The sequence below is a fragment of the Agrobacterium tumefaciens genome (assembly GCF_031801495.1).
Lineage (GTDB): Bacteria > Pseudomonadota > Alphaproteobacteria > Rhizobiales > Rhizobiaceae > Agrobacterium > Agrobacterium tumefaciens_K.
On the sequence record NZ_JAOEGC010000002.1, the window covers coordinates 2333719 to 2347821 of the forward strand.

General features: G+C 58.1%; 9 protein-coding genes. 1 reads left to right on the forward strand and 8 read right to left on the reverse strand.

Annotation, left to right across the window (positions count from 1 at the left end; translation table 11 throughout):
• Positions 1–33: 33 nt before the first annotated feature.
• The 4 genes from N7578_RS20780 to N7578_RS20795 all read right to left on the reverse strand — a co-directional run bounded on the left by N7578_RS20780 (position 34) and on the right by N7578_RS20795 (position 6199).
• Entirely contained in the window at positions 34–1344 is a 1311-nt protein-coding gene (locus tag N7578_RS20780) for an HlyD family type I secretion periplasmic adaptor subunit (RefSeq protein WP_311112115.1), read from the reverse strand.
• Entirely contained in the window at positions 1341–3116 is a 1776-nt protein-coding gene (locus N7578_RS20785; RefSeq protein WP_311112116.1) for a type I secretion system permease/ATPase, read from the reverse strand. The genes N7578_RS20780 and N7578_RS20785 overlap by 4 nt, the downstream gene beginning before the upstream one ends.
• A gap of 84 nt (positions 3117–3200) precedes the next feature.
• Positions 3201–4796 carry a sugar phosphate nucleotidyltransferase gene (locus tag N7578_RS20790; RefSeq protein ID WP_311112117.1) on the reverse strand — a complete coding sequence of 532 codons (1596 nt, stop codon included), beginning with the start codon at positions 4794–4796 and terminating at the stop codon, positions 3201–3203.
• Between the two features lie 62 nt (positions 4797–4858).
• Positions 4859–6199, reverse strand: a complete 1341-nt coding sequence (locus N7578_RS20795) for a nucleotide sugar dehydrogenase (protein ID WP_311112118.1) — start codon at positions 6197–6199, stop codon at positions 4859–4861.
• Between the two features lie 687 nt (positions 6200–6886).
• Here N7578_RS20795 and N7578_RS20800 point away from each other — a divergent pair.
• The gene (locus N7578_RS20800) at positions 6887–7780 is read left to right on the forward strand and encodes an alginate lyase family protein (RefSeq protein WP_311112119.1); all 894 of its coding nucleotides are present in this window, start codon (positions 6887–6889) and stop codon (positions 7778–7780) included.
• Between the two features lie 21 nt (positions 7781–7801).
• Here the strand turns inward: N7578_RS20800 and N7578_RS20805 are convergent, their stop codons facing one another.
• From N7578_RS20805 to N7578_RS20820, 4 genes are read right to left on the reverse strand one after another with little or no spacing between them, the layout of a single operon-like run.
• Positions 7802–9106, reverse strand: a complete 1305-nt coding sequence (locus N7578_RS20805) for a tetratricopeptide repeat protein (RefSeq protein ID WP_311112120.1) — start codon at positions 9104–9106, stop codon at positions 7802–7804.
• Between the two features lie 46 nt (positions 9107–9152).
• Complete coding sequence (locus N7578_RS20810) at positions 9153–12041, reverse strand: hypothetical protein (protein ID WP_311112121.1); 2889 nt, start codon at positions 12039–12041, stop codon at positions 9153–9155.
• 31 nt (positions 12042–12072) lie between these two features.
• On the reverse strand, positions 12073–12744 hold the full coding sequence (locus N7578_RS20815) for an alginate O-acetyltransferase AlgF (RefSeq protein WP_311112122.1): 672 nt from the start codon (positions 12742–12744) through the stop codon (positions 12073–12075).
• A gap of 5 nt (positions 12745–12749) precedes the next feature.
• Positions 12750–14078, reverse strand: coding sequence for an alginate O-acetyltransferase (locus N7578_RS20820; RefSeq protein ID WP_311112123.1), 1329 nt, complete (start codon positions 14076–14078; stop codon positions 12750–12752).
• Positions 14079–14103: the final 25 nt, after the last annotated feature.

Genomic DNA, 14103 nt, shown 5'->3' on the forward strand with positions numbered 1-14103 from the left:
GATACCGGGCGTGACTGACGTTTGCCGTCCGGTTCAGTCCTCTCGAAACACGTGGTTGAGCTGGTCCGTCAACGGTTTGACGAGATAGGAAATCACCCGTCGCTCCGCTGCAGGCATCAGCACTTCCGCCGGCATTCCGGGATATAACTGCAGGCCACCAAGCCCCTGCAGACTGACCGCCTCCGGCCTGATCCGCACCGCATAAAAGGGCATTCCGGTTCTCTGATCGGTCAGCACATCGGGCGAAACGGAAACGATCTTCCCTTCGACAACGGGAGTCGTCGTGCGGTCGAAAGCGGTGAAATGCAGTTGCGCTTCCTGACCCGGCACGACCTGATCGATATTGCGTGGCGCGATTTTCGCCTCCACCATCAGGCCATCATCACGCGGGGCGACCAGCATCAGCGTTTCGCCGGGCTGCACGACACCGCCCACCGTATGGAGCGCCAGTTCAAAAATGCGGCCACTGACAGGCGCGCGTATATCCAGCCTGCCGAACTGCTCCATAACATCGACCCGGCGTGCTTCCATTTCCGCGATTTTCGCTTCGGTTTCCGCCAGCTCCTTGGCGTTTTCCCCACGGCGGTTTTCATCGAGCTGGAGGATCTGCAGCTCCACTTCGCTGATACGACCTTCCGCCTGCGCCCGCGACGCCAGCCGTTCACCGAGGTTGCCCTGCAGCTCCGCACGCCGCTGCTTCAAGGACGTCAACCGTTGCAGCGTGACGAGTTTCCGCCGATACAACCCCTCAACAGACGCGAATTCTTCGTCCACCGCTGCAATTGACGCCCGCAACGCATCGACCTGGACGTTTTCGCCGTTGATTTCATCGGCAAGCTGCCTCTTGCGCTCGGCAAGCTGACGCTTCATACCATCAAGACCGTCACGCCTCGTTTCGAGCAGGTTCCTCTCCAGAAACACAAGCTCACCATATCCGGGTCTGGTCAGCCCCTTCTGTCCGAGAAAATCCGCCTCGAAATCCTCCTGATCGGCAAGTTCCGCCCTTAGCCGCGCGGCCCGCACCAGAAACTGCACGAGCGCATTTTCAACGATTGCCAGATTGGCCTCGACGGTTGTGCGGCTGAGACGCAGCAGAACATCTCCGGCGGCAACATCACTCCCCTCCCGGACCAGAAGTTCCGACACCGTGCCGCCACTCAGATGCTGCACTTTCTTGACGTTGTTCTCAATTATGATGAAGCCTTGCCCGCTGACGGCACCTGCCAGCTTCGTGGTCGCCGCCCAGCCACCGACACCGCCGAACAGGGCAAGCCCAAGCCCGAATGCAAGGGCGATGTGACGGCGGATCGACCGGCGCCAGAAAGCTGTCGCTTCACCGCTCAATGTGACACCTCCAGCCTGCCGGTGGCGCCGACGACCTTGAGAACCTTTGCCGAGTGAGCGGCCGTGTCCTGGCGAACGACGTGCCCCATGATGGCCTCACGCGGACCGAACGCCGCCATTTTCCCTTCCTTCATCACCAGAATCTTGTCCGCATGGGTGAGGATTCCTGGCCTGTGGGTGATGACCACCGCAATCCCGCCTCGCACCCTGATCCCATCGATGGCGCGCGACAGGGCTGCCTCACCCTCCGCATCCAGACTGGCATTCGGCTCGTCCAGGACGACAAAAAACGGCTCGCCATAGAGTGCGCGTGCCAAACCGATGCGCTGCCGCTGACCGGAGGACAGCGCGGGAAACTGGGGATCGATCATCGTGTCGTAGCCATCCGGCAATTGCAGGATAAGATCGTGCACGCCTGCCGCCCGCGCAGCCGCGATGACCGCCGCAGATGGGATATCCTTGCGAAAGCGGGCGATGTTCTGAGCGATGGTTCCACCAAAAAGCGGAACCTCCTGCGGCAGATAACCCATATGGCGGCCGAACCGGTCGACCTCCCACTGATCTATGGTCGCACCGTCGAAACGAAGGGTTCCGGCACTGACGGGCCAGATGCCGAGAAGCAGGCGGGCGAGCACCGTCTTACCGGACCCGCTGTGGCCGATAATGCCAAGGATCGTACCCGATTCCAGTGAAAAGCCGACCTCCGAGATGAGTGGTTTTTCACCTTCCAATGGACCACCAGCCATGGCTTCCACGGTGACCCTTCGCGATGGAAGCGGCAATTCCATCAAATCCGCGCGTTCCGTTTCCAGCGCCGCACTATCCTTCAGGCGATGCCAGCTGTGCCGTGCGGCCGCGAATGCGCGCCAGTTCACGATGGCCGATTCCACCGGCGCAAGCGCTCGCGAGGTGAGGATCGACGACGCCAGAATGATGCCGCCCGAGGCGTCACCATCGATGACAAGCACGGCACCGACCGCCAGAACACCCGATTGCAGGGCAACACGAAAAACCTTCGTTATCGTGGCATAGGTGTTGGCCACATCGGCATGGCGCATGCCAAGCAGGCGGAATGCCGCATTCTGAGTGGCCCAACTGTCCGCAACATCGGCAGACATACCCATCGCCCGGAACGCACCAAAATTCAGCCGGACGGAATCGGAAAACATACGACGCGTCGCCGTCAGTATGGCCAGATCGCGTTGCGATCGCTTCAATCTGACATGGGCAAGCACCGTCAAGGCCGTCAATATCAATACGCCGGAGAGCGCCACGATGCCGATGACTGGGTGCAACATGAAGCAGATCGACAGATAGATCGGCAGCCAGGGAAGATCGAAAAGCGCTGATGGCCCCGGCCCGGAGAGGAAACCGCGCACGATATCGAGATCGTCGCTTGCGGACACCGTCTCAGATTTGCCGCCCAACAGCAGCGACTGCCGATACAGCACCTGATCGAGACTGGCTTCGAACAGACCGCCTAGGCGCGAAAGCATGCGGCTTCTGACGACTTCAAACACACCCTGGCAGATGAACAGCATGCCCGCCAGAAGACTGAGCGCAATCAGCGACCCGAAACTGCCGCTTGGAATGATGCGGTCATAGACCTGCAGCATGAAGAACGGGCTTGTCAGATAAAGCAGATTTATAAAGCCGCTGACGATGGCAACAACCGCAAAACCGCTCCTGCAGCGGGCGAAAGCCTGATGCAGGAGCGGGGCTCGGGCACGTCCCCCGCCCGTTTTACGGTTAAAAACGCCATCGTTCGGCATGATCATTCGCCTGCTGATGTTATTGCACAAAATTCGATATTGTTCGGACCTTGCAAACGGGAGCCTGAAATTACCCGACAAGCGTCAATTGGCAGGATGCGGCTCATCATCGAGATTGCTTTCCGGCACCATATTGAGGTCGAAGGCTGCGACATCCGCTTCGACGGAAATGATGTCGAGAAGCGTGTCGGCGGTAAAACGATGCGGCATGACGGCCAGATTGCGTTCGGAACTCCGCTGGCGGGTAACGACTATCGTCGTTTCCCGTGCCGCGCCATTGTAAAGCGAAAGCACCTCCCCTTCAGTAGGCGAAAGGCTGGCCATCGGGACCAGATGCCGGACGAAACCGTTGCGGATAATGTCGATCTTGCCGGCCGACACCGCCCAGTTCTCCCAGTAACCCTCCGGAATGCGCAGCGCGATGGTAGCATTGCTGCGCAACGTCACCGTAAACACCGATAGGTCGCCCTGATCGCTGAGCAGCCGCACCTTGCCCCAGCCATAAAGCTGTTCGCGCGTGGCACGCGACTCGGGCATCTTGTTTTGCTTGAGCAGGTTGACGGCGTCCTTGACTTTCTGTGCCTGGGACATCCTCGCAACAAGAACCGCATCGTCATCATCGATGACGATCATGTCTTCAAGGCCGATCAGCACGACTTTCCGCCCGCTGCGCGCATAAGCAAGGTTATTGCTGGACGCGATGGACAGAACCGGTCCGGAAACGGCATTGCCGTTTTCATCCTTTTTGCGGTCGATCTCATGCAGCGCTGAAAGGGATCCGATATCCGACCAGCCGATCCCCTCGCACCGGACAACCGCCCCACGAGCCGTACGCTCCATAATGGCCGTATCGATCGGAACATCCGCTGGCGCGGTACGAAACGCGGAAGCTTCCAGCATGATGGCAGGAATATCGTCAAACATATCGACAGTGGCGTTCTCGAACGCTTCCTCTGCAGCCTGCAGGGTTTCCGGCGCATGGCGTGCCAGTTCCTCCAACATGACGCCAGCGCGGAACATGAAAATGCCGGCGTTCCAGCAGAAACCCTCTGCGACATAACGCTTTGCGTTTTCAAGCGAGGGCTTTTCCAGAAAATCGCCTGCCGTGATGGCGTACCCCCTGACCTCACCGTCTATTTCGAGCGCCTCACCCGGACGGATGTAACCGAAACCGGTTTCGGGGTGCTCGGGTTTTATACCGAAAGTGACGATGCGATCGGCAAAACGGGCAATTGGCAGGGCAGCGGCAACAGTCGCATTGAAAAGCGCAGGTTCGGCAATGATGTGATCGGACGGCGCGACCAGCAGCACGGCATTACTTCCCGCCGCATCCATACGCGAGATCGTCACGGTCAACGCTGCGATAGCAGCTGCCGTTCCCTGCATCGATGGCTCCACAACCATCCCGTCAACTGCAAATCCACCAGCAGCGACCTGCTCTTCCGCGTGGATCAATGTGTCCCGTGCGCACATCAGCCACGGCAGGCTGTAACCTGGCACAGCGAAACGTCGCAGTGCCTGCTGAAAAAAGCTGTCATGCCCGTCACCGCCAAGTGCCAGAAACTGCTTCGGCTTGTTCGAACGGGACAGAGGCCAGAGCCGGGTGCCGGAGCCACCGATCATGATGGCGGGAACGATCCGGGCATTTTCCTCGGCAGCGGCGGTCGATACCTGACGCATATATTCCTCGCAAACTCAAAAAATATATATTTTTAAAACAGGCAGCGGACGTGTTTGCAGCGTCACCAGCAAAGACCGTGATAAACGATCTGACCGCTACGGTTCGGCACCTCGACACGCGCAAGATCAACAACCACAAGCGGCCTGCCTGCCGCCTCGATGGCCCCGGTCAGGCCCGCATATTTGTGCCCGACCACAACGATATCGGCATTGTCGATGACATCGTTGATGGATGGACGGACCCTTGGCGCGATGTGGCGCATATAGTTACGGCCCTCGCTCTCATCCTGGACGACGTTCGGATCGAAGATCGAAACCTCCTTGCCGTTGCCGATGAAGTTTTCGACGAGGTTGAGCATCGGGCTTTCGCGCATGTCGTCGGTATCGGTCTTGAAGGTGATGCCGATAAAACCGATACGATCCTTGCGGGCATCGGTAATAAGCTGCTTCGCCCGGTCTATCTGCACCTGGTTGGCCGCCTTTGCCGCATCGAGCATTGGCGTCGCAACATTCATGCGGCGACCGAAGGCCGAAAGCGCCCGGAGATCCTTGGGAAGGCACGAACCACCATAGGCAAACCCCGGCTTCATATAAGCCTTTGAAATATTGAGGCGCGTATCCGCGCACACCACATCCATCACCACATGGCTGTCGATGTCCTTGGCCTTGCACAGATTGCCGACCTCGTTTGCGAAGCTGATCTTCACCGCATGCCAGCAGTTGTTGACGTATTTGACGATTTCAGCGCTGCGCATCGGAATGACATGCGGAACGACGGCGATGTGAGCCACCATTGCCTTGAGAACGTCGATCGAGCGCGTATCGTCGCCATACTGACCGAAAACGATCGCACCGGGTTTGTAATAGTCGGCGATCGCCGAGCTCTCCCGCAGGAACTCGGGGTAATAGGCAACGCCGAAATCGACACCGGCAATTTTGCCGGAAGCTTCTTCAAGCGCCGGAATGACCACCTCTTCCATCGTACCGGGCAGGATCGTCGAGCGCATGACGACGACGTGAAATTCGCTTTTCCGTCGCAATGCGCGACCGATCTCAATCGAAACCTGGCGCACGTAGTCCGTGTTTAGGGTGCCGTCGAGCAGGCTGGGTGTACCAACACAGCAAAGCGAAACGTTGGTCATCTCGACGGCTTCCTCAGCAGAGGTCGTTGCCGTCAGCATGCCATTCAGGTTGGCTTTTTCCAGAAATTCCGCGAGATCAGGCTCGATGATTGGCGCCTCACCACGGGCAAGGCAAGAAACCTTGAAGCTGTCCGGATCGACCGCCACCACGCGGAAACCGTCGTTGCTCAGACATGCGGCCGAAACACAGCCCACGTAACCGGCCCCGAAAACACTGACCCGAAGACCCATTGCGCTGACGTTAATATCAATTTTGGTCATATGAACCCCCGAAATCAGACAAGCGATAAATTCAAGAAATCTGGAAAATGCACGTTTTTCGAAATATAAAAATCTGCCGAAATCGTCAGCATGACGTTCAAAACGCGATGCCGGTTTAGACCGGACGGCGCCCGAACCTCGACGAAACATATATTTTTATTTATTCCGGCTCCACCGCACACAGGAAACGAGAGAAGTCGGCCTGAGGATAAACGAAATAAGATATTGATATGAATTCTTAAAATTCACACGCCACCAGAAAAAGGTCGCGCCACCCAAATTCCAATAAATATATAAAAGGCCTACTGCTAAGTGGGCATGCGATTAAAATCGCCACTGCCCAGATCATTATTAATTGCAAATATATTAAACATTAATCAGAATTTTCAGTCAATTAATATTTACAATGAAAAGATGGAAACTTTACGAAACTTAAACAATACTTTTAATAAATGCAGGACCGTTGCCCATAAGCATCACCGGGCAGGTCTTCATTAACCGAACGTTTCCCCGGATCTGCTTTGATGGCCACTTGCCATTGCCGGGAAGTGAACCTTGTTGCGTTTTGCGTTGATTGCCTGTTCTGCATCCTTTCTGTTCAGCCTGCCCATGCTGGGCAGCGGTACCGATTCAGGCTCGCAGCCTCTTCAAACCGACTTCGCGCATCCTCGCCCCCCGACAGTCCAGGTGAAGCTGGAGACTTCCGGCAACACGCCGGTCTTTCATCGCAGGAAAGACACCGGCATGGGCTGCGATCAGGCCATGCTTCAGATCGAAACGCCGCAGCGGAAACTTGCCACCGTTTCGAAATATCGTGCCCCGATGCCTGTCGCTTCCGGTAAACATGAAAAAACCTCCCATGCCGAGATTTTCAAGCCGATCTGGCGCTCCATCCTCGAGCTGGAAAACATCGAGACCCGGTTCGGAAGCGAATGCGCGATGCGCATCCTCCACCAATGGGCCAGTTCCAGCGCGATGGTCGACGCCGCGACGCCCGATGCCAAACTGACGCGCGCCCGCATTCTTGCCGAGGTATCCGGGCTCATCGCCAGCTGGCATGTCACGGGCGATCTTACCGGACAGAAAGAGATTGCCGGATGGCTGAGCAAGCTTGCCAACGACACGATGCTCTTCTTCAACACCGAAGCTGGACCGAAAAGCGCCCGCAACAACCACCGCTACTGGGCGGCGCTGGCCCTCTCCAATGTCGGCAGCCTGACGCGGGACCAGGACAAGATCGAATGGGCGCGCCAGTCCTACCGGATCGGTGTCTGCCAGATTACGCAGGATGGCACATTGCCTCTTGAAATGCAGCGGGGAACGCTTGCCCGCAACTACCATCTCTATGCGTTCCGCCCGCTGGCCGGCACATTTGCCGTCTTTCGGAAAATCGGCCAACCGCTCGATGATATTTGCCCTGGGTCGCTGGACCGTCTGGCAAAAACCGCATTGGACGGCCTTCATGACGCAACGCTGTTCGAAACGGCAACTATGCAGCAGCAGACCAAGCCACCGCGCGAGGAAAGCTACCCCGCCCACCTGAGACTGGATGCTCTCGCACGTCAACTCTCCCAGGGATGATGCGGGAAGCAACATCATCGCTTACCTCGCCATGCCATCAAGCGAGATGAGTGCGGATCGCGCCAACAGATATCCACCATCGGCCGATCTGGTCAGCCAGTACTTCGCCTGCCCGATATCCTTCGTGACGCCGGTCGCCTGCGCATACATCAGGCCAAGCAGATATTGTGCTTCGCTGTCTCCCTGTGTCGCGGCCAGCTGCCGATAGGCGGCGGCCTTCTCAGGTGAAGGGCTCTTACCACGCCCCACGAAATAGGCATCGGAGACGGCACGGATGGCATCCAGATTGCCTTTGTCGGCATAGGGCTCAAGGACCTGCAGGATGCCCTCATGCATGGTCGCTGGCACGCCCGACCGGCTGAGCGCCTTCACCAGAAAAGGAATGGCCTTGTCATCGCCCGCCTTTGCCGCGTCTGCAAACATTGCAACGCCCTTCTGGATGTCTTCAGGCTCGTTGCTGTTCCACAGATTGCGGGCGATCTTCCCTTGTTCGGAAATCGGGCCACTTTTCGGTGCCGCAGCAATGATCGCCTGGGCCTTTTCGCGAGCCACGGCACTGAAACGGCTATCCGAAAGTTTCGTCGCAGCCGAGAGGGCTCGTTGCGGCGCAAGATCGATCGCCGAGAGCAGGAGCTTTTCACTGCGCGCCGTCGCATCCGCATCGACGCTCTGCATCAGAACAGATGCCGTTTCGATATAGCGCCCCGCCCGCCGCTCCGGCTGCAGCCTGTCCAAGAGGGCGATTGCCGCATTCACGTCGCGGTCGACACCGCGCCCTTCCAGCAAGGCAAGCGACGTTTCCTCGATACCCCGGAGATTGCCGACGACCGCCGCCCACCTGTACCATTTGTAGGCCAGGGCGTCGTTCCGCGGAACGTCGACACCACGCTGCTGGATGCGCGCCCAGGCAATCACACAACTCGAAGAGCCGCGCATGGCTTCCTTCGCCAGAAGGTTCATGACTTTCCCGATATTCGCACCGAACGAATAGTCGTTGTTGACAATACCCTTGGCCAAAAGACGCACCGCCTCCCGGTTCTTCGGCGCTGCGGATATCAGCAGGGAAAAACCCAGATCAGGATTGCGAAGATCCCGGCGTGGTTCATTCAGCGCGGCGCTGGCAATTTGCAGCTGTTTTGCAATCGGCTGTTTTCTGGCCTCCTGCAATGTGGGCAGTGGTGCGGCCACGTTCGAACCCTGCAGCTCGGACGTTACGACCTCGCGCGCCTTCGGCACAGGCACCTTCGTGTTCTTGCCTGCGGCCAGGGCCACACTCATCGTGATCGGCAAAACCATGATCACGGAGCAAACGACAGAAGGTCTCATCGATCAATCCTTTCTCCACCATCCGGATATCGTGACGGCGGTTTTCTCATTGGGTAATGGTCGCGGCTTTCCCCAGCCAACGTGCCGCTTCCTGTTCATCCGGCGAGACGCCGTAACCGATCTGCAACGCAATGGCGTAAGGCTCGAAGGCCTGGCGATAACCGGAAACGGCCGCTCTCGCGAGCCACACCGTGCTGTCGGTCGCCGATTGCGGAAAACCGCTGGTGCCGGTTGCATAGGCATCGGCGACCATGACCATGGCAGCGCCGTCACCGGCTTCGGCGGCTTTCGTCATCCAGGTTCTGGCCCTTTCGGAATAGGACCCGTCCTGTTTAGCCACGGTGGAAAGAACCCTCGCCAAGGCCTGAATGGCATTGCCGGACCCCGCATTTGCAGCGTCTTCCAGCGCCGGCAGGGCTTCGGCAACGATGGACGGAGAAGACGACGCCCGCGGTGCCTCGTCGCCAACCAATTGCTCGACCAGCGTCTTCAACGCGCCGTCATCGCCGGCCCGAACCGCGGCGAGCAGCCATCGTGTCGCCTTGCCCGGATCGACATGAGGCGCCTGCAGATACATGCGCCCCACCTCCCGCATCGCTTCGATCTTGCCCGCCTCGGCAGCCTTTACCATCGTCGTCAATGCGAGTTCTGGATTGGCAACACCGCGTTTTTCGTCATTCAGCAGGTTTGCAAGCTGATAAAGCGTGCTTGCATCATCGGATCCGGACGTAACCGCCCGGTCTACCAGTTCACGCGTCTGCCCGGCATAATCTGCATCCCTCGAAATGGCATCAGCCAGCGCGACCTCATCCTTGGCACTGCATAGCGGCTGTTTCAAAGCCAGATCAAACATCATGCGTCTGGATTTCTGGTCACCTGCGCGGTCGGCCGTTTTCAGCATCGCCCGTATATCACCATCCTCGACGGCCTGCTCAAGCCAGCCATCCGCAGCCCTGCCACCACCGGTCCTTGCGTCCACGCCGAGATCGGAAAGCTGGATCATCGAAGCCGTGTGGCCAAGGCGCGCTGCCTCGACAAGAAGTTTCACGCCTTCGTCAGGCTGGGGCGCGAACCCTGCCGCACCTTTCAGATAAAGCTTCGCGAGGTCATAACGCACCGAGGTATCGCCACTCGACAAGCCATCCTTGAGAAGATCGACTGCCGCCTTCACATTGGCCCTGTCGGCATTTTCGGACGAAAGCTGAAGCCGCGCCAGCAATACGAGCGCCTGTCCGCGCTCCTGACCTGCAGCCAGTGCCTTTTCGTACCATTGGTCAGCTTCCCGCGTATCGACGCCGGTGCCGATGCCATCCCGATAGGCAAGAGACAGAAGCACCATCGCGCGCCGATCTCCCAGTGTCGCGGCCCGACGGATATTGCGGAAATACATCATCTTTCCATCATCGCCGGACTGCTCCGCCAGCGCCTGCCTCGCAACCGCGATGAGGCTGGGACGGTTACCGGCAGCGGCGGCCCTCTCCTGCCAGCGACGTCCGATTTCCGCATTCCGTTCGACCCCGATACCGCAGGCATACGCATCGGATAGTGTCGCCATCGCTTCGCTGAGGCCGTTATTCGCGGCACGCCGCAGAATCGCGACCGGATTGACGCTTTTCGAAATATTATGCGTGCTATCGACCATCAACTCATACAGCTCGAGCGCGGCGGTATCCGACCCCAAAGCGACGGCACGCATCAGATATTCGACAGCCTTTTCAGTGCTGCGCGCCGTACCCGTGCCGCTGGCATAGGCACTCCCCAATCGTTTCAGAATATCTGTGTCGACCACAGGACTGCGAGCGGCCTGTTCGAGATAATCGACCATGGTCGGGTAATCGGGATTGCCGCCGAAATCTCCACGCGCTATCTGCGCCAGAAGCTCGAATGCCCGGGCATTTCCGCGTTCCGCTTCTTTTTTGAGCGTCTGCGTCGCCTTTGGAAGCGCATCTTTCAGATCGAGATTTGCAAGCAGAAGGCGGGCAAGCGAAATACGGCTCCCGGCATGTCCTTTTGCCGCGGATGTTTCGAGCAGTTCCACCGCCTTGTTGCGGTCCACCGGCACGCCATCACCGATCATGTACCGCTGCGAAAGACGTTCCGCGGCAACGAAATTGCCAGTCCTTGCCGCTGCCATGAGCCATTTGGCCGCGAGCTGCGGATTATAAAGACCGAATTCCTCAGTGGCATAAATGCCGGAAAACAGATTGAGAACATCGCATTGGCCCGCACCGAGCGACTGGCTGAGCTTGTCGATTGCCTGATTGAAAAGAATCTGCGGTGTATTCTCGGATGGCGACAGGTCCGGATTGTTGCGATAGAGCCGGGCAAGCAGCAGGGCGGCATCGGCATCACCGTTCTGCGCACCCATCTTGAGATATTTTTCGCCCTTCAGCTTGTCCTGCGGCACCACCTCGCCCGTGGAATACAGCCATCCCAGAAACGTCGCGCCTTCCAGAAAACCACGCGCGATCGCTTCGTCCTGAAGCGCCAGACCACGGCTGAGGTTCGGGGAACCGGACGTCGCGTCGAACATCAGGCGACCCAAGGTATGCGCGGCACGACCCGCCAGCTCATAATTGGCGTTTTTCAGATATTCGAGCATGCGGCGCGCAAGCACCTTGTCGCGCGGGGCGTTGCCGGTTCCACCGATATAAGCCTGTGCATCCAGAAGCATGTCATCGAGATTGCTCTGAACCGGTCCGCCGTCCCACTTGCTCCAATCCCGGGAGAGATCGCGCTGCTTCGTTCTGACCTTACAGATCGGCGCATAGTCGAAATCGGGGCTTGGCATCAGCCCATCCTGCAACGGTAATGTCGTCTGCGCCTGCGCTGGTTGTCCGGCCAACACCAACGCGGAAAACAGCAGAAGCACGCCAAGCCGTGTTTTCCCCTGTCGTACGGACCTGAAAGTTGCTCCGATTTTGAACGTTGTCATGCGCCTGCCCCTTCTCATCTTCCTGCCCCGCTCAGGCTTTCGCCGATACGGATGTGAGAACGACTTCATCCGGACCGTTGCCCAGAACAAAAATTGATGTCACCGAACGGCGCTTCAGGGTCGTTTTTTCAAAAGTTCTGATGATCGTGCCGGCAATTTCCACGTTCAGATCGATTGCAACGGCGTTGACCTCCAGCGAAACACCACTCATCGGCGCAACCGCCTTGATGACGGGCGAACGTTTCGCAAGCGCCGTGAGCGAGACCGGTGCATCGCTCAGATTGTAAAGCGCCAGCGCACACTTGGCCGGATCGGCGGTAAATGCGTCGGCCACGACGACGGGTTCTTTTCCACCCGCATCGGCCAGAATGGTAAGATATTGCCCCTGACCGACCGGAAGCCGCGTGGATTGCCCCTTGACCAGCAGAGTGTAGTCTCCCGGAGCCCGGGCAACGTATTCGGATACTCCGTCTGCCGATACCTTGAAGGGCTTTTCACCGATGGTCGCCGTGGCGACAGCAGCGGGATCACTTGCCGCTATGCGGATGAAGCTCCAGTCCTTCGGCACATCCGCGTCATAAATGCCGGCATCATCGCCCGCCGCAAGAACGGGCAGACCTGTCGCCATCACACTGCAAGCGGCGGCTGAAAGGTGAATGAAACGGCGACGGCCAACTCTGAAATCAATCTCGTCCGAAAACATCTGCTTCAGCCCTGTTTTTTGATGAATTGGTCGGGGACATGGCAAAGACGGGTCGTAACCGTGATATCGCCGAAGTTTCCATTGACGGAGACGCCTGTGATCGGCGTCGGAAACTCGTCGTTCAGCTTCAGGTAAAACGCGCCATCATCGACAAAGCGGGGAAAGCCGCCAAGTGTCAGTGTATCCTCACCGCCATCGCGATAGCGGACGGTGACGGTCATCTGGTTCAGACCGGCCTGCGATGCGGCAAACTCCAGATAGGCTTCGCCATATTGCTGCCCCTTGAGATCGTCAGCGCCAAGAAGGACCGTTTCGCCGTCAATTCTCTTCGGCTTCGAACCGACGATGCTGTTGTTTTCGCAGGATCCATAAACGGCAGCCAGCAGCTGCCGCGATGCCTGAAACATGGTCTGGTCGACAGCATAATATGACGGGGCTTCCCAGACGATCAGCGGCGACGGCTTCTCATGAAAGTTTTTCGAATAGAGAAGCGTTGCAAGCGAAGAAATGAACTGCGCTCCGTTTTCGGCATAATTCGTGAAATCAAGGCCCGTTTCCTGAGCCAGAAAACCTGCAAAATTGAACTCAGGCGTTGCACTGAAAGAGGAGCCGACAAGGGCCGCAGGCGCCGAATTTTCCGCGACATTACCCAGAAGGTCGCCGGCATCGTCGGCGGATCGGCTCGTCTGCCAGACGGTCTCTTTTTCAGGCTCCACCGTGGTTCCACACAAAGCCTGAATTTCATGGCCCATGGGCGCTATGTAATCCAGGCTGCCAACCGCTCTGGTTTCGAAATTATATGTCGACAGAGACGGATATTGCGGCAGCTTCTTTATCGCTTGGGCAGCAGCGGTCGCCACGAGATGCGCGCCTGACGACGTCCAGTGGTGATCGCGCGCGAAAAAGAAACTGTCCCGCGCCTGGTGCTCGTCAATCGCTTTCAGAACATCGACCGTCGTGATGCCGTTCTTCTGCAACTGCGCAACATGATGACGGAATTCCTGCTCCGCCGCGGAAGCATTGTATCGCGCCTGTATCTCGTCGCTGTCATCGAGTTTCGACTGCTGTACGATACCGCGCGGCGGCAGTGGCAGAAAGACAAGCTCGGTGCCTTTGACGCGCAGGGCATCCGAAATGGCACGCAGGGAAACCATCGTTTCCGACGTTCTGACGAAAAACTCCTCAAAGTCGGTATTGGTACGGAAGAAGACACCATCCCGCCCCTCGGCGAGATTGAAGGCCGTCTTCTTGTTGCCGATGTCGGGGCAGACCGTTCCCGCCAGGGCAGGTGCGGCGACAAGCGCAAGAAATGCCCCTGCCAAACCGGAAGTCATCCGGCTCAATCCGCCCGTGCTACGA

Coding starts and splice junctions, on each gene's coding strand:
- N7578_RS20785 (WP_311112116.1), bottom strand. CDS start 3,116: ATGCCGAACGATGGCGTTTTTAACCGTAAAACGGGCGGGGGACGTGCC.
- N7578_RS20790 (WP_311112117.1), bottom strand. CDS start 4,796: ATGCGTCAGGTATCGACCGCCGCTGCCGAGGAAAATGCCCGGATCGTT.
- N7578_RS20795 (WP_311112118.1), bottom strand. CDS start 6,199: ATGACCAAAATTGATATTAACGTCAGCGCAATGGGTCTTCGGGTCAGT.
- N7578_RS20805 (WP_311112120.1), bottom strand. CDS start 9,106: ATGAGACCTTCTGTCGTTTGCTCCGTGATCATGGTTTTGCCGATCACG.
- N7578_RS20810 (WP_311112121.1), bottom strand. CDS start 12,041: ATGACAACGTTCAAAATCGGAGCAACTTTCAGGTCCGTACGACAGGGG.
- N7578_RS20815 (WP_311112122.1), bottom strand. CDS start 12,744: ATGTTTTCGGACGAGATTGATTTCAGAGTTGGCCGTCGCCGTTTCATT.
- N7578_RS20820 (WP_311112123.1), bottom strand. CDS start 14,078: ATGACTTCCGGTTTGGCAGGGGCATTTCTTGCGCTTGTCGCCGCACCT.